Genomic DNA, 22,300 nt, shown 5'->3' with positions numbered 1-22,300 from the left:
AGCCGCAGGGGAATGATTAATTCGACCGTGATCCGAACTGTGTTTATTTGCGGCGCCTTCGGCGCCGCGGGGGCGGGGCCCTATTAACCCCGGTTCTTCACTCCTTCGCTCAGTCGCTGCGCTCCTTCGCTACGTCGCTCCAGAACCGGGGCGGGCCCCGCCCACGGATGCTGACCATCCGGAGTAGACGAAAGGTGCATGCGAGCGTGCGCCTTGATCAGCGTGGGGATGGCGGCTTTGTGGTGGTCGGTGGTCTCGGGTGTCTCGGGCGCGGGCCGTTCGGTCGTTGCGCGTCGGCGCTCCGGAACCGGGGTGGGCCCGACCACGGAGGCCGGTTCGGCCGGAGGGACTGTGGGCGGCGATATGCCTCGATCGACCTGTGGGGCTCATGGCACTATCGGTGACCGCGCCTATCGACCGCACAAGGCGAGCGCGTCACCCCGCGTGTAGCGCGTCACCCCGCGGGACGGATACGGCCGCCGTGCGGCAGCTCCCATGCGGCGGCGAGCCGGACCGCGGTGCCGGCATCGGTGATATCGGCGACGTAGTACCAGTCCATTCGCACCAGGTCGGGCACGATCTCGACCACGCCGTAACCGTGCGAATCGATTTCGGTGTAGCGGATATGCGGGTTGAGTGCGCGGACCGAATCCTCCAGTGCGACCGAACCCGTACGCGGTGGGGTGGGCAGCAGATCCCCGATTCCGGCCGAGGTCACCGACGGGACCACGAACTCGGCTCCCGCGGTGGGGCCGGTCGGATAACGGGCGGCCTCCAGCGGGACGTCGGCGGCCCAGGAGCTGTGGATATCTCCGGTGAGGAAGACGATATCGCTGACCCCGCGGTCGGTGAGCGCCTGGAGTAGCCGCCGCCGGTCGGCGGGGTAGCCGTCCCACTGGTCGGTGTTGGGTGCGAAACCCTCCCGCGGGATTCCGAAGACGGCGGTGACCGCGGCGGCGGTGTCCGGGTCCAGCGGTGGGAACGCCAGTGGCGCGATCATGACCGAGTTGCCGACCACCTGCCAACGCGCGGAACCCGATACCAAGCCCGCGGTGAGCCACTCCATCTGGCGCGTACCGGTCATCGTGCGCGCGGGGTCGTCCCCGTCCCGGGTGCCGAGTTCGGGCTGCCGGTCCCGGTAACTGCGTAGATCCAGCATGGACAGTTCGGCCAGGGTGCCGAATCGCAGCCGCCGGTAGATCCGCGTCTCCCCGGCGGCGAACTGGATCCGCACCGGCATCCATTCCGAATACGCGCGCATCGACGCGGCCCGCCGGTCCGCCCAGCTGCCCTCGGTCGCGGGGTCGTGATTCTCCGCACCGCCGGACCAGGCGTTGTTCGCGGATTCGTGATCGTCCCAGGTACAGACGAACGGCACCCGAGCGTGCAAGGCCATGAGGTCGGGGTCGGTTTTGTACTGTCCGTGCCGGATCCGGTAGTCGGCGAGCACGACGATCTCGTGCGCCGGTTCGTGCCGCCGGACCGCGCCGCCGCGGCCGCCGGCGGATTCTGCCCCGTACTCGTAGAGGTAATCGCCCAGATGGACTACCGCATCGAGGTCGTCGCGGGCGGCGAGATGACGGTAGGCGGCGAAATAGCCCGCCTCCCAGTTCGAACAGGAGACCACACCGAAACGCAGCCGGGCAGGGGAGGACGAATCCGCCGGGGCGGTCCGGGTCCGGCCGATAGCGGAGGTCGCACCGAGCGCCCGGAACCGGTAGTAGTAGTCGTGCGCCGGATCCAGGCCGCGCACGTCCACCTTCACCGTATGGTCCGATTCCGCGTCGGCTGTCAGGGACCCGGCGGCGACCACGCCGGTGAACCCGGAGTCCTCGGCGATCTCCCAATGCACGGCGGCCGGATCGCCGGCTCCCGAACCGGGGACGGCCTCCGGTCCCACCGTGACCCGGGTCCAGAGGATCACACCGTCGGGCAGCGGATCGCCGGAGGCGACGCCGTGCGCGAACACCGGGCCCGCTGCGGCCGCGGCGGTCACCGGTAGGGCAGCCGCGGCCGCGGTCACCGCCCCGGCCCGCAATACGGTCCGGCGGTCCAGTGCGCCCGGGAATCCGATTTTCGAAACGATGCCGTTTCCGCTCACATTTTCAGATAACAGCCGATGGAACCGGAATCGGCAACTCGGGGCGTGTCGCGAGGACCGCTGAACCGCTGTTCCGCCATGTCATCGACCGGCCCCGGCGCGTCCAGCAGACCCCTACGAGCGGCAGCCGCGCCGCGAGGAACTCCCGCGCGGCGGCCCGGCGCACTGCTGTTCGGCGCACGTCCGATACTTGCCGCCCGTCCGACCCCGCCTCGTACCTGTGCCGGGCAGTCCCGTTACCCGAGCAATTCCAGTGCGCCGGTATCGAGGACATGGGCGCAGTGCCGGGCCGGCAGGGTGGCGAACAGTTCGTCGCCCCGGGCGGTGCGTTCCACGACCACCGAAGCCGCGATCGATATCACCACCCCCATGAAACTCTGCCGGCGCTCCGATTCCCGCGCCTGCGCCGGTGTGACCGCCGAATCCGCCTCCAGAGCATGGTGATAGACCCGTAGCAGCTCGTCGTAGCCGTCCCGGCGGTCCTCGAGCGGCAAGTGCGCCCCGAGGAAATACGCGAGAACGGTCGATGCCGGCCCACGCATGACACCCTGCCAATCCATCACGGTCAGTGGCCGTTCCGCGGCCGCGGCGCCGAACAGCATGTTGTCCAGCCGGTAGTCACCGCGCACCAGTCCGCGCGCATCGGTGTCCACCAGTGCGAGATAGCGATCGAACCCGCCCACCAGCGCGTCGCATACCGAACGCTGTGCCGCCGTCGTCGGCTCGCCGGTGGGGTCGGGTGCGCTGTGCGCCGGTCACGATGCGCGGCCATCGACGCGATCGGCGCGGAGGACCAGCGCGGCGGCCGCGGACCAGCAGGCAAGATAGTCGGGCGTGCGCAGCGGATATCAGTTGTCGATGCGGAGCGCGATATAGAGAACGGCTGCGACTGTGCGAGTATTTACGCTTCCGGTGTCGCTCCTCAGGCCGCCTCGATCTCCTGGAGCCGAAGAGCGCGGTTCACCCGGCAGGCGAGGTAGCCGACCGCCCAGGGTGCGAATTCGCAGGCGATCCAGGCGCCGTGCCGGTCGTCGAGGCCGAGCAGGCGGCAGGCATGTCGCAGGTCGTCGCGCATCCACATGACGTCGGTGTCGCGCTCGCTGGTATCGCTCATGGCCGCTCCGGGGCTGGGGAATGAGAAAGGCCCGTCGGTCGGGTATCGCGGCTGCCGGGCCGGATGTTTCGCGGATCAGCCGATCGGTGGTCCGGGCACCTCGTCTCGTCAGTGGTGAGCGCCCGGATCCTGGTGCTTCGGTCTCCGCCGATACTGCTTACCCGACGGGATCGGCCGGGCGGCGTTCGACGAGCGCTGGGCGTGCCGGCGGCGCCAGCCGATCAGATCCGGGCGTTCCTCCGGTGGTAGGGAATCGGGCATTGTCTGTTCTGGGGTTCGTGGTCGCATCAGGTAACCATCCGGAACGTCTCGGTGCTGCGCAACCGGAATTCTGGGGTCGCCCGGCGAAATCGCCTGATTCGCGCGAATCGTCCGGTGTTCCTCCGGCCGTGTGGCGTATTCGGGTTCACGCCACGCCGGAGCCGGATGAACACGGAGTCCGGCCGTCGTCGTCGTGCCCTTCCGGCCGGGCCGGTCGGATCGTCAGCCGGTGCCGGGATCTGCCTCGGTAGTGGTGACGGCATCGACGACAGACAGCACCCGCTCGCTCCAGTCGTCTCGGACGCTGCCGCTGCGGGCGGTTTCCGCGAGGTAGGCGCCGACGATCATGTCGAGGAAAGTTTCGATATCGAGGTCCGATCGCGGTGTCTTCGCCGCGAGTGCCCCGCTCAGCGCTTCGGCCAGCCGGCGGCGATGCTGGACGAGCAGCGAGCGGATCAGTGTGGTGAATTCCGGATCGTCGTCGGTGAGCAGCGCGGCCACTCCGCCCGCTCCGATACTCGCGTCGACGACATGCAGGGATTGTTCGACAACCCATCGCAGCACTGTCGGCAAGCCGGCGGTATCCGGGAGTGGCTCCGGCTCGGCGATCGAACGCAACGAGGAAGTGAGCATGTCACCGCGATTGCTGTATCGGCGGTAGATCGTAGTCTTCGCCACCCCGGACAGGGCGGCGACGGCCTCGACGGTCACCGCCTTCGGCCCTTTGGCGCGAAGCAACTCCAATGTCGCGGCGGTGATCCGTTCGTCCCGGGGTGCCGGTGCCTCGGTCATCGGGTCTCCTGCCTCTGTGTCCGGTGCCTCACAACCCGGTCCATCATGCCAACCATCTGCGCTACGATACGTGTAGCGTAGCGATAAGGAGGTATGCCATGAGGACCATGGACAAGAACTGGCTCGTCGGATGGGGGGCAATGACCCTGGGGCTGGTGACCGCGGCGACCCCGGCGTGGGCCGACACGTCTTCGGCCGGCGCCAGTCTCACGCTCGGATTGGGCGCGCTGACCGCCATATATGCGATGTGGTCGCTACTCGCACGAAATCCCACGAAGGATCACTGGGCCCTGTCGGTAATCGGGCTCATGCTCTTCATCTCGCCCTGGGTGGGTGGGTTTGCCGCGGATGGCGCGGGGTGGGTGGCCTGGACCACCGGTCTGCTTCTCGCGCTACTGGCGGGCACGGCCTATGTGAGCGACGAAGCCGCCAATGTTGCCGAGACCGAGCGGGTCGACGAGCTGGTGACCTACCGGCTGCGCCAGCTCGCGCAACGTGAGGTCGCCGGCACCGGTCGCATCCGTGGGTCGGGTAGTGCGGCATGAGTGCCGGCGGCCGGAGCCGCCCCGGCAGCGCCCTCGGAGTCCGGGGCCATTCGCTCGGTCAGGTCATCGACCAGGTCGCGACGCGGTACGTCGATGCTCGGTGGGCCGTTCGCTACTCCATGGATCTGCGCCTTCGTCGCACGGCGTAATTCCATCTCGGCCAGGCGTGCGAAGGCTATGCCCACCTGGTCGCCGATATATGGGCCGGTCGCGTCGAACTGCCCTTGGGCTGGAGGGGTTTCCGGACGACGGCATCGACGCGGTCTTCGTAACACGGTGACACGACGACAGGCCCGGTTCACCGCTGGTGAGTTTCGTAGTAGGAGCGAGCACAGAATTACATCCTCTGCTGGGGCCGCGGTGCCTGCGGCACCTTCGGGGCCGATTCGGTTCAGGCGACCGTGGTGTCGACGGTGACGGGGATGTTGCCGCGAGTGGCATTGGAGTAGGGGCACACCGCGTGTGCGGCCGCGACGAGCGAGTCGGCGCTGTCCTGATCGATGCCGCGGAATTCCACATGTAGTGCGGCGCCGAGGCTGAAACCGCCCTGCTCGGTCGGGTGCACGCTGACCTCGGCGACGACGGCCGAATCGGTGAAGGTGATCTTCTGCCCGGCGGCGACGGCCTTCAGGGCCGAGTGGAAGCAGGCGGCCCAGCCGGCGGCGAAGAGCTGCTCGGGATTCGTCGCCCCGCCCGGCCCGCCCATTTCACCCGGGATGGCGAGGGTGAGGTCGATCAGGCCGTCATCGCTGGTTGTGCGTCCTCCGGCGCGGCCGTCCCCGGTCGAGGTGGCGATGGCGGTGTAGAGGGAATCGGACATGATGGTGGTCTCCTTCGGTGGTGGATTCTCCGGTGCGAAACTGCTGGTCATCTCACCGCGTTTCGGCCGTACGGAGATGCAGGCGGATCGCCGAGATCAGGAAGAAGATGCCGCCCAGCGTCGCGTATCCGGCGAGGGGGACGAGCGCCGGGTTCGGTGCACCGGCGCCCGCGATGAAGCTTGCGCCGGCGAGGGTGGAGATCGCGCCGCTGAGAATCATCGCCCATTGGCCACCGAGCCGGTAGCGCAAGATCGCGACGATCAACTGCACGATGCCCGCGGTAATCGCCCAGACGCCCCACACCCGCAGGACGTCGGGAATGCCGGAGGTGACGGCCACGGCCAGTCCGAGGGCGGTGAGCAGGCTCGCCGCCATATTGATGTACAGCGGCGCCTTCGGGCGTGCGGTGCCCGAGGTGCGGAAGTCGATCACGGCCGCGGTGACATCGAACAGGGGATAGATCACCAACAGCGCAATGCTGACCGGGGTGAGTGTCGCGGCGGTGAGGATCAGCAGAGCTGCCCAGACGATGGCGAATCCGAAGCGGGCGTAGTACAGGTTCCGCAGCCCCTCGGTGCTGCTGGTGGTATCGGCGACAGTGCCGGCCACGCTGGTCTCGATTGAACTGGACATCAGACTCTCTTTCGATGGTCGAGGAGGTCGGTTGCGACTATTCAGGGAGAAAGAACGATCGGTATACCAGAGTGTGATGCGCTGACGCCCGCCTTGTCAAGACCGATCGTTCTTTCTGCTAATCTCGAAGCAGGAGCCCGGGAGATTGGAAGAAGTCGGATGTCGGAAGCGCGCGCGCGACTGCTCGACACGGCGAGTGGACTGTTCTACTCCGAAGGGCTCCATGCAGTCGGTGTCGAGCGCATCATTGCCACCGCCCAAGTGACACGGGCGACCCTGTACCGGCATTTTCCCGGCAAGGACGACCTTGTTGTCGCCTACCTGACGCAGGCGGACGAGATGGTTCGCGCGCAGGTCGACGCCGCGCGCCGCGAGAACTCGTCTGCCCTCGACGCTGTTCGAGCCGTCGGGCGGGCCATCGCCGACAGTATCCGGGCGCCCGGGTTTCGCGGATGCGCGTTCCTCAACGCGGCAGCCGAATACCCCGATCCCGACCATCCGGTCCACAAAACCGTTCTCGCGCACCGGCAGTGGTTCCTGGCCACGATCACCGAAATCCTCGCCGCTGTCGGCGGAATCGATCCGGGACCTGCCGCCCGGCACTTCGTGATGCTGCGCGACGGCGCGATGGCGGCGGGCTGCCTGACCGACCCGGCCCCCGTCTGCGAGACGTTCCTGCTCGGAATCGAGGGACTGCTGAATTCTCGCAGACGCACTCGCCGGGAGTCGGGCGAACAGCCTCGCGATGAGCGGATCTGATTGCCGAGGGCCATACGATCCCGGTGCCCCGAGTCAGGGTCGTGCGCGAGGAACGCCGCGCCCGCCGGGCCGCCTGCTACCGGCTGGAAGGCATAGCCGAGTAGGTGAGTTCGCAGAAGTCCACTCGAGAACTGTTGTGCGCCTGGGCGCGCGACGATCGATGTCTCCGCGGGTACGGGTGGTGGAGGTCGCGGGGCCTTCCTGTGCCGCGGGTACCCGGGTAGCATTTCCGATCACCTGAGAGTCGTCCCGTCCATGTGGGAGTTGTCATGGTTCACGACCCGTCGGATCTCGCGCAATCGGCCGCTCGCGCCGTTCTGATCATGGCCGACGGTTCGCTACCGGACTTCGAGGCCGTGTTCCATCCCGAGGCGTACAACCGGGAGTGCGCCGCGGAACCTCCCGCCTGTCGCGAACCCGGTCCGGCGGGGTTCTACGCCACCGCGCTGTGGTTGCGGACTACCTATTCCGACCTGCGCTGGGAGATCCACGAGACGGTCACGTCACAGGATTCCGCTGCCGTGCATACCACCATGTCCGGCCGCCAGACCGGTACTTTCGTGGTGTACGACGCGAACGGCATACCGGAACAGGCGTTTCCGGCCACGGGCGGATCGTTCGCCGTCACGCAGACGCACTGGTTCCGGATCGCCGAGGGCGCGGTGATCGAGCACTGGGCGAACCGGGACGATCTCGGCCTGGCCCAGCAGCTCGGCTGGGTGCCGCCGACGCCGGTCTACCTCTTCCGGATGTGGCGCGCGACGAGGGCGGCGCGCCGGGGGCCGGCGTCGGCGTCCACTACGGCAGAGTGAGCCGCCGCGTCGCAGCCGGGGATTCCGGTGTAGGCCCGAGCGGCCTGCCGTAGCGGCGTTCGTAGGTCAGGCGATCGTCGGCGCGCCGCTGCCGCTGTGCCGTATCCGCGAGGTCGGGATCGAGACCGTGCTGGACGAGGCGATGGCGGCGGTAGACGTACACCAGAGCGATCGCGAAGTAGACGATCGGTATGTAGAGCAGTCCCATCATGGCCGCGTGCATCCACAACGGTCCGGGGAGTAGCAGGAACAGGCACAGCGGCGGGGCGACAGGTAGCAGGAAGCGCAATAGGTAGCGCCGGGTGGCCCCGGGGCCGGTGAGGTCGTCGACCACCCAACCTGTCAGCGCGTCCGGCAGGGTCGCGCCACAGATGTAGCGGATCCGCTGCAAGGGGGTCGGTTTCGTTCGTGCGGGCATCTGCCTGCTCCCTCGACTCCGGGTGGGCGGTGGGACGGCTCACCCATTTCCGATTGCACTATATTAGATCGTACACTAACTAATAGCGAACGATATAAAAGGGTGGTAGGCCGGTCCCGGAACGTTTCCGTATCATCCGAACGAAAATCTGCGTGGAGGTGCACATGAGCAGCGCGATCGAGGACCCCCTGCGGCTGGAGCGGCAGGTGTGCTTCGCGCTGGCGCTGGCGAACCGCGCCGTGCTGGCGGTATATCGGCCCCTACTGGAGCCGATGAAGCTCACTCATCCGCAATATCTGGTGATGCTGGCGCTGTGGGGAGACGCACCGCTATCGGTGAAGGAGATCGGCGAGCTGCTCCAGCTCGATTCGCCGACGCTGTCTCCGCTGCTCAAACGGCTCGAGGGGCTGGACTACATCACCCGCGCCCGCGATCCGCGTGACGAGCGCAACCTGGTCGTCGACCTCACGAGCACCGGGCGGGCGCTGCGCGCCGAGGCGGAGAAGATCCCACCCGCGGTGGTCGAACGGCTCGGCCTCGGGCTGGACGACCTCGAGGAACTGCACGGGGTCCTGACCCGCGTGAACAGCGCGGCCCGCCGGTAGGCGCGGGCACGGGGGAGCGCGTCAGGCCGGTGGACCGAAGGGGGAGCCGTCGGTGGCACAGCCGGTGTTCTCGGGGGGCAGCAGGGCGGTGAACAGATACTCGCGTTTGACCTGCTCGGTGCAGGTGCTCGGTACATACATGCTGCTGTGGCCGACCCCCTCGGTCACCACTACTCGTGCGTCGGCCAGCTGTGCGGCGCCGGCGTAGGCGCCGGGCAATGGGGTGGCCGGATCGAATCTGGTGTTGAGCACCAGGATCGGCGCGGCGGTGCTCCGGTTCCACGGGCCGATGTACCGGCCGGCGTCGTGACCGTGCCAGAACGCGCAGGTGATACTGCTGAAAACCGCGATCCGCCCGAAATACGGCACCCGCTGATCTTCCGATACCGCCGCCCGGCTGTAGATGCCGGTATCGGTCGGGACAGTGCTGTCGCTGCATTGGATCGCGTGATAGGCCTCGGTGCGGTTGCCCACATAGGACGCGCTGACCGGCTGCAATCCGGGGAGGGCGGTACCGGCGTCGAACAACTTCTGCAGTAGCACAGCGAGGTCCGGGAAGGCGGACGGCTGCGAAAGACCGGCTGCCGCGTTGACGATATCGGAATACGTCCAGACCCGGCCGTCCACGCCGATCGGGGCCAGCCGGGCACGCTCCACGAGCGCTGTCCACTTCAGCTCGGGATCACCCGAGGAGAAAGCGCATTTCGGACCGGCTTCCGAACACTGCCGTAGGAAAGCGTGGAAGGCGGCCGCGATGCCGTCGGCCACATTCTGCCGGGTGTCCAGCGGAAGCGTGGTGCCCTGTGCCCCATGGCCGTTGACGTTGCCCTCGAAGTCCAGCGATCCGTCGAACACCATGGCCCGCACCCGGCCGGGAAACATATTGGCGTAAACTGCGCCGACCTGGGTGCCGTAGGAAATGCCGTGATATGTGAGTTCCGGGTCGCCGACGGCGCGGCGCAACAGGTCGAGATCGCGCGCGGTGTCGGCGGTCGACGCGTGGTTCAGGATCGGCCCGGCCTGCTGCGCGCAGCGGTCGGCGAATTGCGCGGACCAGTCGTAGAACGGCGCCTCGTCGCCCGGGGTGGCGGGCATCGGGGGCATGGAGGCGAGGAATGCCGATTGTTCCTCCTCGGTGGAAAAACATCGCACCGCGGCGCTGCGCGCCACCGCCCGGGTATCCCATGAGACCACATCGAATCGCGACCGCAGTTCCTCGGAGAACAGCCACGGCCACCGCGCTCGCTCCCGGAGCCTGTCGACGCCGGAAGCGCCGGGGCCACCGAAGTTCACGAACAAGGTGCCGATGCGCCGACCCGGGTCGGTCGCGGGCAATTTGATCACCGCCAGGTCGATCCGGTCGCCCTGCGGCTGGTTGTAGTCGAGCGGCACCTTCGCCGATGCGCACTGGAACCCGTCGCTACAGTCGGACCATTGCAGCGACGGGGTGTCCGCGGATTCGGCCGAGCGATCGATATAGGGGTCAGGGCTTTCCGCTGTTGCCGCCGGCGCCGGGGCCGCGACGATACCGATACCCACCGTGAGCGCCAGGACGGCCCGCCGGATCCGGTGGAATCTGTCGGCTGCGAAACGTAGATCCACTCCGAGCCCTTCGTGTGCATACCGTCGACGAACCGAATGATCCTGTCACACTCGTGGATCCGATGTCCGGGGGTGCGGGTCGCAGCGTGTCGGAGCGGGACCGCACGGCCGATCCGAGTACGCCGGCGCCGAATTCGTCCGGCTCCGACAGCGATCTGCCGGAGTTCGCCATTCGATTCGCCGGGCGAACCGGCAGCAGCGCCGGTCCGGCCGCGACGACCAACGCAGTCACCCGCCCGGTTGGGCGAGGTGTACCCGGATCCGGCCGCGATCATCATCCGCCGAGCCGGGCCGGGATCGCGTGGCCCGAGGTCGCAGGCGCCGATATCGACGGCCGAGGCCGGCACGGGCGCCCGGCGAAGCCGCGGAGCGCATGTTTCGGTGGCAGCGGTACGGTCGTAGAGCCCGGTACGCGATCGGTACGACGGATCCGGCGGCGATCTTGTTGTGCGCGGGGAGAGTGCACCGAGCGCGCGGCGTGATCCGGGTCCGAAGAAGTCGGTTCCGGATCGGCGGCAGCCTGTCCCAGCGTGCCCGGCGAAGCGGCGCCGTCGGGTGGTACGCGGCGATCCGTCCCTGTCGGCGGCTCGATCTCCGTTTTTGGGGGGTTCACGCAAACGAACCGGTCGGCATAGAATGCCGTCATGGATTTTTGACATAACACTTGGTCCGGGTCTGGAGGCAAGGCTTATGACCGTGCCGCGACCGCAGTCCGATCCCGCTTCGGGATCCAGTGCCGTACGGAACGTGTCAGCAACACAGCCGGTGCCGTTGTCCGCCGGACAGCGGGGGCTGTGGCTAGCGCAACAACTCAACCCCGACGTGCCGATATGCGAAGCGCAGTACATCGAGATCCACGGGTATCTGGATGTCGATCTGCTGCGTAAGGTGTTGATTCGTGCGGCCCTCGAGGTCCAGTCGGGGTACCTGCGGCTGGTAGAGGTCGGCGGTGAGCCGCACCAGCTGTTCGATCCCTCGCTGGAGGCGACGGGGCCGGTGCTCGATCTGCGGAACGAACCGGACCCCATGGGCGCGGCCCTGCGATGGATGCGCCGAGAGTGCACGGCACCGCTGGATATGACCCGGGATCGGTTGGCCGCATCGGGGCTGCTGCAGGTCGGGGATCGGCATTATTTGATGTACAGCAGAATTCACCATGTCGCGCTGGACGGTTACGCGGCGATGACGATGGCCAATCGCGTCGCGGCCCTGTACACGGCGGCGGTGCAGGACCGGACGCCGGAGCCGAGCCGGGCGGCGGACCTGCGCACTCTCTACGACGCCGACCGCAGCTATCGGGAATCGAAACGGTTCGCCGACGACCAGGCATATTGGATGAGCAGGCTCGCCGATATCGACGACGACGAGACCAGCCTGGCTGCCGGGTACGCGCCGCCGTGCGCGGACAGTGTGGTCGCGGTCGCCGAACTACCGGCGGAGACCGTCGAGCGGATCGCTGATTCCGCGCGGGCGCTGGACGCGAGCCCGGCCGCGGTGGTGATCGCCGCGTTCGGATGTTATCTGGCCCGAATGACCGGCCGGGAAGAGGTTCTCGTCGATATCCCCGTATCGGGCCGCACAACGGCGGTGCTGCGCAGGTCCGGCGGAGTGTTCGTCAATGTCGTGCCCCTTCCGATCGCTTTCGGCACCGGGGATACGGTCCGGGCGCTGGTGCGGCGGGTGCAGTCCGATCTGGTGGGCGCATTGCGACATCAGCGGTGCGGTCTCGCCGATATTCGCGCCGCCACCGGAGACGGACGGCAGCGGCGGTTCGCGGGACCGTTGGTGAATGTCATGTTCTTCCCTCAGGCGATCCGGTTCGGGTCGCTGACCGGGGAATTCCATATTCTCAGCTCGGGGCCGGTCGAGGATCTGCTCGTCAACCTGTACCAGACCGGAGTTCCGCCCAGGACGATACTGCACTTCATGGCCAACCCCGATCTCTACACCGGCCCCGAACTATCCGCGCACCGAGACGAATTCACCGAGTTCCTGGGCGCTTTCGCCGCCGCCGCGCCGAGCGCGGGTATCGGGCAGGTACACCCCGACGGTATCCGCGAGGCGGCCCGGAGCCGGAGACGTCGTGCGGATCTCGCGTTCTGGCGGGCCACGCTCGCGGACCTTCCGGTCGAGCCATCTCTGCCCATGGACCGGCCGCGGTCGGCGGCTTCGTCGCATCGGAGCGATACGCATACTTCCGAGCTGGACGCGGAATTGGTCGCGGCGCTGGAGGAAGTCGCCCGCCGGCACGGATCATCGCTGTTCACGGTGGTCCACGCCGCACTGGCGGTCCTGCTGGCCCGGACGGGCGGTAGCAGTGATATCCCGGTCGGCACACCGAGCGGCGGGTCCGGCGCGGCCGGATTCGACGATATCGTCGGCACCCCCGTCGACACTCTGGTGCTGCGCACCGAGATCGACTTCGACGAGCGGTTCACCGACCTGCTGAGCCGTATCGGGTCGATCGGCCGACAGGCATTCGCACATGCCGATGTTCCGATCGATCAGTTGATGGAGCAATTCGCGCCACAGCGGTCTCCGCCCGAGTACGCCCCGTTCCAGGTGATGCTGGCATTCCTGCACCGCGCACGGGCGAACCTCGCACTACCCGGCCTCGATGTGCCGGCGGTCGGCCCGTCCAGTGACGTGTCCCGCTGCGACCTGCGACTCGCACTGTCCGACGGCCACGACAACGGCGGTATGACAGCGACATTCACCTATGTCACCGACCTTTTCGACGCCGCGACCATCGGCGCTCTCGCCCGGCGGTGGATCCGGATTCTCGAATCGGTGGCCGCCGACCCCATGATCGTCGTCGCAACGATCGACTTGCTCGATCCTGCCGAAAAAGCCGATCTGCTCGCCCGCTCCGACCCACCCCCGGCCCCGCCTGCCACCCTCGCCGACCTGCTGGCCGCGGCGGTCGCCCATGATCCCGATGCCACAGCGACAGTGTTCGACGGTCAGCACACCAGCTACCGGGAACTGGACGAGTGCTCCAACCGATTGGCCCGCGCCCTCGTCCGCCGCGGCGTCGGCCCCGAAGACATCGTCGCGATCGGGCTCCCCCGGTCACCCGAATCGATTCTCGCCACCTGGGCCGTGGCCAAGTCGGGAGCCGCTTTCCTGCCAGTGGACCCCACCTATCCCACCCAACGCATCACGCATATCACCAGCGATGCGCAAGCGACCCTCGGTCTCACCACCAGCTCCGTGCGCACGCAGTTACCCGACGCCATCGACTGGCTGACCCTCGACGAACTCCGGGACGCCGATAGTCGTCCCGTCGCCGACGACGAGCGGGTGCGTCCCTCGCGGGTCGACGATATCGCCTACGTGATCTATACGTCCGGATCGACGGGTACGCCGAAGGGAGTCGCGGTACCGCACCGGGGGCTGGCGAATCTCGTGGCCGACCAGAGGTCGCGATTCCGCGTCGGCCCGGGCGCCCGGGTGCTGCATGCCGCATCGCCGAGTTTCGACGCCGCGATCCTGGAGTATCTCTGGGCGTTCGCGACGGGAGCACAGCTGGTCATCGCGCCCCCGACCGTCTACGGCGGCGCCGAATTGGCGCGGATCCTGTTGCGGGAGAATGTGACCCATGCGGCGCTGACACCCACCGCCCTGGCCACGGTCGACCCGGACGGGCTGGCGGACCTCGGGACCGTGGTGGTCGGCGGCGAGGCGCCCGCGCCGGCATTGGTGTCGCGGTGGGCGCCCGGCCGGAGGTTCTGCAACACCTACGGTCCGGCCGAAGCCACGATCCAGACCAATGCCAGTGTCCGGGCGGTGCCGGGTGCGCTCGTGACCATCGGCGGCCCGATCCGCGGGGTCGGAGAGGTCGTCCTCGACCCGCGATTACGGCCGGTTCCGGTCGGGGTCGTGGGCGAATTGTATGTGACGGGACCGGGTTTGGCTCGTGGCTACCGCAACCGGATGGGTGCGACGGCGTCCCGGTTCGTCGCCGATCCGTTCGCGGGTCCGGGGCAACGGATGTACCGGACCGGGGATCTGGTGCGCTGGCTGCGGTCACCGGAGGGAGATCTGACGCTCGACTTCGTCGGGCGGACCGATTCCCAGGTCAAGGTTCGTGGGTTCCGGATCGAGCTCGGCGAGGTCGAATCGGTGCTGCTGGCCTGCCCCGGCGTGGCACACGCGGCGGCGGCCGTGCACCGGAGTCCGGCGACCGGCGACCGGTTGATCGGGTATGTGGTGCTGGGGTCCGGGGCCGCACTCGACACCTCCGCGATCCTGGCCTTCGCCGGACAGCGGCTGGCTCCGCATATGGTGCCCGCGACGGTGGTGGTGCTCGACGCGTTACCGGTGACGGCGAACGGCAAACTCGACCGCGCCGCCCTACCCGAACCGGACTTCACGCCCCGCGCCGGATCCCGGCCACCGGCCACCGAGATCGAGACGGTGCTGGCGCGGCTGTTCGCGGAGGTGCTCGGGCTCGACGAGGTGGGGGCACATGATTCGTTCTTCGCCCTGGGTGGCGACAGCATCATGGCGATCGATCTGGTCGGCCGGGCCGCAGCGGTGGGTGTGGTGTTCTCCGTGCGCGATATGTTCGACCACACAACTGTCGCCGGGCTGGCGGAGATCGCCGGCCAGGACAGTACGGCGATCCCCCTTCCGCCGGAACTACCCGGCGGGGGCGTGGGGCAGGTACCGCCGACCCCGATCATGTGCTGGATGTTCGAGCGCGGCGAGTTCGACAGTTTCTGCCAGTGGGTGATGCTCACGCTGCCCGCCGGCATCGACAGCACCGGAATCGGTGCCACCGTCGCAGCGGTGCTCGATCACCACGACATGCTGCGCTCCCGGCTGCGCCCGGATCCCGCGCACGCGTCCGGCTGGGCGCTGGAGGTGGAACCGGAAGCGGCACCGGTCGCCGAACTGATCCGGCGTGTGCCGGTGGACGCGGCACCGGACAGCGATACCTTCACCACGATCGCCCGCGCCGAGGCAGCCGCGGCGGCCGAACGTCTGGACCCCGCCGCGGGGATCGTGCTGCAGCTGGTCTGGTTGGACCGGCCCGGACAGCCGGGACGGTTGCTGGTCGTCGCGCATCATCTGACGGTCGACGGCGTATCGTGGCGGATCCTCGTGCCCGATCTCGCGACCGCGTGGGCACAGCTGCGTACCGGGCAAGAGCCGCGGCTCGCGCCGGTCGGGACGTCGATGCGCCGCTGGGCACACGCACTGCACACCGCTACCGCGGAGTTCGGCCGACTCGACCGGTGGCGGTCCACGCTCGCTGCGGCCGAGCCGCCGCTGGGAGCGCGCCGGCTCGACCCGGCCGTGGACGTACAGGCCACCGTCGCGACCACCGAAGCGGCGCTACCCACCACGGTGACCCGCGAGGTACTCACCACCGTGCCCGCGGCGTTCCACGGCACGGTGGACGACATCCTGATCACGGGGCTCGCCATGGCGCTGCTCCGGTGGCGCCGCCGGCGCGGCGATACCGTGCTCGAAACGCTGCTCACCCTGGAAGGCCACGGCCGCCACGACACAGTGTTACCCGGCGCCGACCTGACCCGCACCGTCGGGTGGTTCACCATCAGCTACCCGGTGCGGCTCGACCTGTCCGATATCGATATCGACGACGCCTACGCCGCCGGACCCGCCGCGGGCGCGGTGATCAAATCGGTCAAGGAGCAGCTCCGGCAGATCCCCGACCACGGAATCGGCTACGGGCTGTCGCGCTACCTCGACGCCGACACCGCACGCGTCCTGGGGGCGCTGCCCGGCCCCCAGGTGAGCTTCAACTATCTGGGGCGGTTCGATACAGCTCCCACGGCGTCGCGCGACGAAGGGTGGATGCCCGTCGGCGCCGGCGGCATCCAGAACCCCGGCACGGCCGCGGAATCCGCCCTCGGCGTGGACGCGTTCGTCACCGACACTCCGGACGGGCCGGTTCTCGGCACTACCTGGGGCCATCCGACCGGTCTGCTCGCCCCGGCCGAGGTCGGCGACCTCGCGCAATTGTGGTGCGACGCGGTGACCGCACTGGCCACCCATACATCCCGCCCCGGTGCGGGCGGGTCGACGCCCTCCGACCTCGATCTCGTCGACCTCGACCAGGACACGATCGACCGGCTCGAGCGCCGGTACCCGGCACTGGAGGACATCTGGTCGCTCACGCCGCTGCAGGCGGGGCTACTGTTCCACGCCCAGCTCGCCGACGGCGCACTCGATGCCTACACAGTGCAACTGTGTCTGGAACTCGGCGGATACGTCGACGCGGATCGGCTGCGCCGCGCTGTGCGGGCGCTCCTCGGGCGGCACCCGAACCTGCGGAGCGCGTTCGTTCGCGACGGCGCCGGCGACGCGGTCCAGGTGGTGCCCGAGCTCGTCGATGTGCCGCTCACCCGGATCGATCTCGCCGAACGCGAGGACCCCGAATCCGCACTCGACGAATTCATGGACGCCGACCGGCACACCCGCTTCGATATGACCGCGCCGCCGCTGCTCCGGACGGCCTTGATCGGCACCGGCGACCGGCAGTACCGGCTGCTGCTGAGCATGCACCACATCCTGATCGACGGCTGGTCCACGCCACTGCTGATCCGGGAACTGCTGACCCTCTACGCCTGCGACAGCGATCCGGCGCTGCCGATCGCGGGACGTCCCTACCGTGACTACCTGACCTGGCTGAAGGCCCAGGACCGGGACGCGGCGGAAACCGCATGGGCCCGAGCATTCGACGGCGTATCCGAGCCGTCTCTCCTGGCACCCGCGGATCGCGGCCGCCGCAACGCCACCGCCGCCCGCGAAGTCCGGGTGCGGCTGAGCGAAGACCACACCGCGGCGCTGGTCGCGGTGGCCCACGAGCAGGAGGTCACGCTCAACACCCTCGTTCAGGCAGCCTGGGGGATCGTGCTCGCCAACGCGACCGGCCGCGAGGATGTGGTGTTCGGCGCCACCGTCTCCGGGCGTCCCGCGCATATCGCCGGTATCGAATCGATGATCGGGCTGTTCATCAACACGGTGCCGGTCCGGGTCCGGCTGGACCACCGCGAAAGCCTCGCCCGGCTGGTACAGCGAATCCAGACCGAACAAGCCGCACTGCTCGACCATCACCACCTGGGGCTCGCCCGAATTCAGCAGGTTGCCGGCCCGGGCGCGATGTTCGATACGGTGGCGGCCTTCGAGTCGTACCCGGTCGACTGGGGCGGGCTGTCCGATCTCACCGATATCGACGGAATGCGTATCCTCGGCGTACAGGGCCGCGACGCCGCGCACTATCCGCTCGGACTGATCGTTCACCGCGACTTCCGATTGCATCTGACCTTCAAATACCTGCCCGAACTGTTCACATCTCCTGAGATCGACGCGATAGCCGACCGGGTACTCCGCGTACTCGGCACCCTCGCGGAACATATCGACCTGCCCCTTTCACACGTGCAGTTGCTCTCGCCGGCCGAGCGAGCCGCGCTGGTCCCCGCCCGCGGTCGCCGCGGCGCCGTGATGTCGGTATTGCCGAAGATGTTGACATCCGCGCTGCGGCCCGACGCGGAAGCGGTGGTCGGCGACGGTGTCCGGCTGTCCTACCGCGAACTCGACGAAACCTCCAACCGGTGGGCCCGAGTTCTGATCGCCGCGGGAACCGGGCCCGAATCCCCGGTAGCCGTGGTACTGCCGCGCTCCGTCGATGCGGTGACTGCCGTATGGGCGGTCGCCAAGGCGGGCGGCGCGTTCGTGCAGATCGATCCCGCTCATCCGCCCCTCCGCAATGCGACCGTACTGGCGGATTCCGGGGCCGCGGTCGGACTGACACTGGAGTCGTATCGCGATCAGTTGCCCGACACCGTCCGCTGGTTCGCCCTCGACAGCCCGTCCTTCGCCGCGGCAGCCGCGGCGGCGGCCGCGTCCGCGGTCACCGATACCGAACGAACAGCCGCGCTGAGACCGCGGCACCCGGCGTATCTGATCTACACCTCCGGCTCCACCGGGACCCCCAAAGGTGTGCTGGTGACCCACGCCGGGATGGCGAACCTGGCCGCCGTGGCGCTGGAACGATTCGGAGTCACCCCGGCCTCCCGGGTATTGGCCGCCGCCGCACCGACCTTCGATGTCTCGATTTTCGAATGGCTCAGCGCCGCCGTCGCCGGAGCCACGCTGATCTTGGCCCCCGCACGGTTCGGTACCGGCGACGGACTGGCCGGTTTGGTCCGTACCGAGCGCATCACCCATGCCGCTCTCACTCCCGCGCTACTCGCCGCGACGAACCCCGACGGACTGGAGACGGTGATCCTCGGCGGTGAGCCGTTCCCACCGGATCTGGCGGCCCGATGGGCGCCGGGCCGCACCGTGATCAACTGTTACGGCGCCACCGAGACCACGGTCATCAGCTGCGGCGACGCCCCGCTGAGCACGGTCACCGGCGATCCGATCTCCATGGGTGGCCCCGTCCGCGGATTCACCGCCGTCGTACTCGATCAGCAGCTGCGGCCCGTTCCACCCGGGGTGGTCGGCGAGCTGTACCTGTCCGGGCCGGGCCTCGCGCGTGGCTACCACAGACAACCCGCGATGACGGCGACCCGGTTCGTCTCCGCACCGTACGGGCGGCCCGGAACGCGGATGTACCGCACCGGTGATCTGGTCGCCTGGACCGCCGACCGGACGCTGCAGTTCAAAGGGCGTAGCGACCGCCAGCTCGAAATCCAGGGCAACCGTGTCGAACCCGGGGAGATCGAGGCCGCGCTCGGTGACCATCCCGATATCACCCACGCCGCGGTCACTGTGCACCCAGGTCCGGACGGCGCCGGCCGACTCGTCGGCTATGTGGTTCCCGCACCGCACACCACTCCCGATACCGCCGCGATCATCACCTACCTCGCGTCCCGGCTGCCCACCCATATGATCCCCACCGCCATACTCGTCCTGGACCGGATTCCGCTCACGTCCACCGGCAAACTCGACTACAGCGCACTACCCCCGCCGGACCGTCGGCCGGCCCGATTCCGGCCGCCGACCACGCCGCTGGAAACGACGGTCTGCGATGCCTTCACCGATATTCTCGATATCGACCGGACCGGCCTCGACGACATCTTCTTCGCGGTGGGCGGTAACTCCTTGACTGCCCTCCGACTGGTGGCGCGGCTGGCGGAGTCGACCGGAGTGGATGTGCCGATTCAATGGGTTTTCACCGACCCGACACCGCAATCGCTGGTCCGCCGCATCGAGGCCCGGCGGCGCGGCCTCGACGAAGGGGATCCGGGCGGTGCGCTCGCTGTCCTGCTCCCGCTACGCGTCGCGGGAACGGAGCCGCCGCTGTTCTGCATCCACCCGACCATCGGAACAGCCTGGGGTTTCAGCGGTCTGGTGCAGTACCTCGATCCCGAACGTCCCGTCCACGGATTGCAGTCTCCGGCATTGACCGAGCCGAACGCGCGGTTCGATACGCTCGGCCGGCTCGCCGACCGTTACATTGCGGAGATCCGGTCCGTTCAGCCGCGCGGCCCCTACCACTTGCTCGGCTACTCCCTGGGCGGCACCATCGCCCACGAGATCGCCGTACAACTCCGCCGCGCGGGCGATACCGTCGCTACCTTGGCCATGATGGACACCCGCCTCGTCGACGCCCACAGCGCCCGCGTTCCCATCCCCACTCTCGGGGACGTACTCACCGAGTTCGGCGTCCCCACCTCCAGAATTCCCGCCGACCTCACCGTCGAGGCCGCGACCGACCTGCTGCATCGCCGAGACAAGCTCTTCACCACCCTGAGCCCCGGTGATCTGGAGATCCTGTATCGCGGCTGCACTCAACTCGTCGAACTCACCCGCGACCACCGGCCCACTCTCTTCGACGGTGATCTGCTCTATTTCCGTGCCGCCCCGGGCGACCCGGACTATGGACCGTCGCCCTGCCTCGCATGGAAGGAATATGTCACCGGCACCCTCACCGAACATCGCATATCCGCCCGGCACGAACAGATGACCGACCCCGAGGCGCTCCGCGCGATCGCGCTTGTGTTGAACGCGTATTCCCGCTGAGGTCGCGTCGTATCGGTTCAGGCCGGGTTCGTTCCAGCGTTGCGGGCCTCGACGGCCTCGACCGTCTTCCGGAACGCATTGCGCAGGACACCCTTGCCGGCCGTCCCGACCACCGCTGCGAGCGCGCGGCCCTTGAGATTCTTGCCCTCGCGCACCACGACGGCATCCACGTCGGTCCTGCCGTCGGGCCGGGCCGTGAAACTGTAGGTGTGGCCCGAGTGGCCACCCCACAGGTTGGAATCGGTGGTCGTCATGACGACGCGGCCGGGGTCCGACCAGTCGTAGTGCAGGCGTTCCCAGATACCGCGTGACCCCTCCGTGACGTCGGCTTCGGTGGGGCCGTGGTGGTGCACCTCGAGGTATTCGTCGGTGCTGTTTCCGAACAGCTGCTCGCGGCCGGGTCCGAAGTCGGTGAGGGCCGCGACGAACTGCTCAGGTGTCGCGATCGTTGTCTCGGTGAAGTGGAGGGTTGCCATGGTGCTCCTTTGTCCGGCGGTGGCTACCTAGTCTGTGAACAGGTATTACCCGGTTTCCCTCCACTCACGCCATGGTCTCGCGCCGCGTCGATCGGGCAACCGGGGACGGCGGCACGAACACCACCTCCGGTGTGAACGGCTTCGCCACCTCGCCGAGCGCACCGCTGTCGATCAGATGTGAATAGGCGACGATCAGGTCTCTGATCGCCTCGGTCGCAGCCAGTCGTGCGATTCGTGACCGATACCGCGGGCATGGCGAAGATCGGTGATCTCGACCTCGGGCTGAGCGAGGATCGTTTCGTTGTCGTCGACGCACCGTCCTACCTCGACCAGGTGAACGCGCACCGGGTCCACGCGCCCGTTGCCGGCCCGGCGGTGGACGAATCGGCGCTGTTCTCGCTGTTGTTCACTTCCGGAACCACCGGTGCGTCGAGTGCGCTGTCTCTGGAGCGCGAGGCCCGCTGGCGCTGTCCGTTTACTGCGGATAGCTTCATTTCATGCAGGACCACCTCGACGACCTCCGCTTCGCCCATGTCCTCGCCGATACCGCCGACGCAACGAATATCGACCGCTTCAAGGCCCTCGACCTCGAGGTCGAGACGAAGCCGGACTCGGCCCTGGCGAACGAAGCCGAGGCCGCGGTGGAAAAGCTCATCCGGGTGCAGCTCCAGCGTTCCCGCCCGCGCGATGCGGTCCTGGGCGAGGGGGACGGCCTGCAGGGCAACGGTCCCCGCTGCTGGGTGGTCGACGCCATCGACGGCCTGGAGAACTATGCGCGCGGAGTGCCGGTGTGGGCCACGCAGATCTCACTGCTGGACGCGTCCGAGGGCAGCTATCAGCCCGTCGTCGGCGTCGTCTCCGCTCCCGCGCTCGGCCGCCGCTGGTGGGCCGTGAAGGGCCACGGGGCCTTCACCGGCCGTAGTCTTTCCTCGGCCACCCGCATGCGTGTTTCGCGCGTCTCCCGGCTGCCGGACGCCTCTCTCGCGTACTCCACGCTCACCGGCTGGGAGGAGCTGGGCCGGTTGAACGGCTTCCTGAACCTTTCTCGCGAGGTGTGGCGCACACGGGCATACGGCGACTTCTGGCCCTACATGATGGTCGCCGAGGGGGTGGTCGACATCTGCGCCGACCCGGAACTCTCCCCGGGCGATATGGCCGCCAACGCTGTCATCGTCACCGAAGCCGGCGGCGACTTCACCGGTCTCGACGGAACCCCGGGCCCGCGCAGCGGCAGCGCGGCCGCGTCGAACGGCCTGCTACACGACGAATTGCTGGTGTATCTGAACGAGCGCCACTGACGCCGCCGCGTCGGCCCGCATAGGCCGCTGATCAGCACCGGCGGCCATCGGACCGAAG

The 22,300-nt window shown here is 68.2% G+C and carries 16 protein-coding genes; 6 read left to right on the top strand and 10 right to left on the bottom strand.

Translation table 11 applies throughout. The features are described 5' to 3' along the window. Positions 1–454: 454 nt before the first annotated feature. The 4 genes from IEY68_RS00545 to IEY68_RS00530 all read right to left on the bottom strand — a co-directional run bounded on the left by IEY68_RS00545 (position 455) and on the right by IEY68_RS00530 (position 4,268). The gene (locus IEY68_RS00545) at positions 455–2,101 is read right to left on the bottom strand and encodes an alkaline phosphatase D family protein (RefSeq protein WP_229718546.1); all 1,647 of its coding nucleotides are present in this window, start codon (positions 2,099–2,101) and stop codon (positions 455–457) included. Between the two features lie 236 nt (positions 2,102–2,337). Further along, positions 2,338–2,784: a protein kinase family protein gene (locus tag IEY68_RS00540; RefSeq protein WP_058856483.1), complete on the bottom strand. Its 447-nt coding sequence runs from the start codon at positions 2,782–2,784 to the stop codon at positions 2,338–2,340. A 239-nt stretch (positions 2,785–3,023) separates the two neighbouring features. Next, complete coding sequence (locus IEY68_RS00535) at positions 3,024–3,215, bottom strand: hypothetical protein (protein ID WP_058856484.1); 192 nt, start codon at positions 3,213–3,215, stop codon at positions 3,024–3,026. A 483-nt stretch (positions 3,216–3,698) separates the two neighbouring features. Next, a complete protein-coding gene (locus IEY68_RS00530; RefSeq protein ID WP_058856485.1) occupies positions 3,699–4,268 on the bottom strand; it encodes a TetR/AcrR family transcriptional regulator in 570 nt (189 codons plus the stop codon). 98 nt (positions 4,269–4,366) lie between these two features. Here IEY68_RS00530 and IEY68_RS00525 point away from each other — a divergent pair, with 98 nt between their 5' ends. After that, complete coding sequence (locus IEY68_RS00525; protein WP_229718545.1) at positions 4,367–4,813, top strand: SPW repeat domain-containing protein; 447 nt, start codon at positions 4,367–4,369, stop codon at positions 4,811–4,813. Positions 4,814–5,204: 391 nt separating this feature from the next. Here the strand turns inward: IEY68_RS00525 and IEY68_RS00520 are convergent, their stop codons facing one another. Together IEY68_RS00520 and IEY68_RS00515 are read right to left on the bottom strand one after the other, a co-directional pair. Beyond that, the gene (locus tag IEY68_RS00520) at positions 5,205–5,684 is read right to left on the bottom strand and encodes an organic hydroperoxide resistance protein (RefSeq protein WP_308434927.1); all 480 of its coding nucleotides are present in this window, start codon (positions 5,682–5,684) and stop codon (positions 5,205–5,207) included. A 1-nt stretch (position 5,685) separates the two neighbouring features. Next, positions 5,686–6,267 carry a hypothetical protein gene (locus tag IEY68_RS00515; RefSeq protein WP_058856486.1) on the bottom strand — a complete coding sequence of 194 codons (582 nt, stop codon included), beginning with the start codon at positions 6,265–6,267 and terminating at the stop codon, positions 5,686–5,688. A 159-nt stretch (positions 6,268–6,426) separates the two neighbouring features. On the opposite strand from IEY68_RS00515, the gene IEY68_RS00510 reads away from it, so the two are divergent. Together IEY68_RS00510 and IEY68_RS00505 are read left to right on the top strand one after the other, a co-directional pair. Continuing rightward, complete coding sequence (locus IEY68_RS00510) at positions 6,427–7,026, top strand: TetR/AcrR family transcriptional regulator (RefSeq protein ID WP_058856487.1); 600 nt, start codon at positions 6,427–6,429, stop codon at positions 7,024–7,026. A 269-nt stretch (positions 7,027–7,295) separates the two neighbouring features. Beyond that, positions 7,296–7,838 carry an ester cyclase gene (locus IEY68_RS00505; protein WP_058856498.1) on the top strand — a complete coding sequence of 181 codons (543 nt, stop codon included), beginning with the start codon at positions 7,296–7,298 and terminating at the stop codon, positions 7,836–7,838. On the opposite strand, the gene IEY68_RS00500 is transcribed toward IEY68_RS00505, so the two are convergent. Beyond that, a complete protein-coding gene (locus tag IEY68_RS00500; protein WP_058856488.1) occupies positions 7,825–8,256 on the bottom strand; it encodes a DUF5313 family protein in 432 nt (143 codons plus the stop codon). The two genes, IEY68_RS00505 and IEY68_RS00500, sit on opposite strands and share 14 nt — an antisense overlap. Before the next feature lie 164 nt (positions 8,257–8,420). Between IEY68_RS00500 and IEY68_RS00495 the strand changes: the two genes are divergently transcribed. Beyond that, positions 8,421–8,861, top strand: a complete 441-nt coding sequence (locus tag IEY68_RS00495) for a MarR family winged helix-turn-helix transcriptional regulator (protein ID WP_058856489.1) — start codon at positions 8,421–8,423, stop codon at positions 8,859–8,861. Between the two features lie 21 nt (positions 8,862–8,882). On the opposite strand, the gene IEY68_RS00490 is transcribed toward IEY68_RS00495, so the two are convergent. After that, the gene (locus IEY68_RS00490; protein WP_199804993.1) at positions 8,883–10,463 is read right to left on the bottom strand and encodes an alpha/beta fold hydrolase; all 1,581 of its coding nucleotides are present in this window, start codon (positions 10,461–10,463) and stop codon (positions 8,883–8,885) included. 747 nt (positions 10,464–11,210) lie between these two features. Here IEY68_RS00490 and IEY68_RS00485 point away from each other — a divergent pair. Next, positions 11,211–20,468 carry a non-ribosomal peptide synthetase gene (locus IEY68_RS00485; RefSeq protein ID WP_189093961.1) on the top strand — a complete coding sequence of 3,086 codons (9,258 nt, stop codon included), beginning with the start codon at positions 11,211–11,213 and terminating at the stop codon, positions 20,466–20,468. A 17-nt stretch (positions 20,469–20,485) separates the two neighbouring features. On the opposite strand, the gene IEY68_RS00480 is transcribed toward IEY68_RS00485, so the two are convergent. Both IEY68_RS00480 and IEY68_RS37000 read right to left on the bottom strand, forming a co-directional pair. Next, positions 20,486–20,944: a hypothetical protein gene (locus tag IEY68_RS00480; protein WP_058856492.1), complete on the bottom strand. Its 459-nt coding sequence runs from the start codon at positions 20,942–20,944 to the stop codon at positions 20,486–20,488. Positions 20,945–21,008: 64 nt separating this feature from the next. Then, the gene (locus IEY68_RS37000) at positions 21,009–21,260 is read right to left on the bottom strand and encodes a nuclear transport factor 2 family protein (RefSeq protein WP_229718544.1); all 252 of its coding nucleotides are present in this window, start codon (positions 21,258–21,260) and stop codon (positions 21,009–21,011) included. 181 nt (positions 21,261–21,441) lie between these two features. Between IEY68_RS37000 and IEY68_RS00470 the strand changes: the two genes are divergently transcribed. Then, positions 21,442–22,242 (top strand): inositol monophosphatase family protein, encoded by an 801-nt coding sequence (locus IEY68_RS00470; RefSeq protein WP_058856493.1) that lies wholly within the window; start codon positions 21,442–21,444, stop codon positions 22,240–22,242. Positions 22,243–22,300 lie beyond the last annotated feature (58 nt).

The organism is Nocardia jinanensis (assembly GCF_014645735.1).
Taxonomy (GTDB): domain Bacteria; phylum Actinomycetota; class Actinomycetes; order Mycobacteriales; family Mycobacteriaceae; genus Nocardia; species Nocardia jinanensis.
The sequence above is the reverse complement of the archived record's forward strand: the minus strand, read 5'-3'. Positions and strand labels throughout refer to the sequence as shown.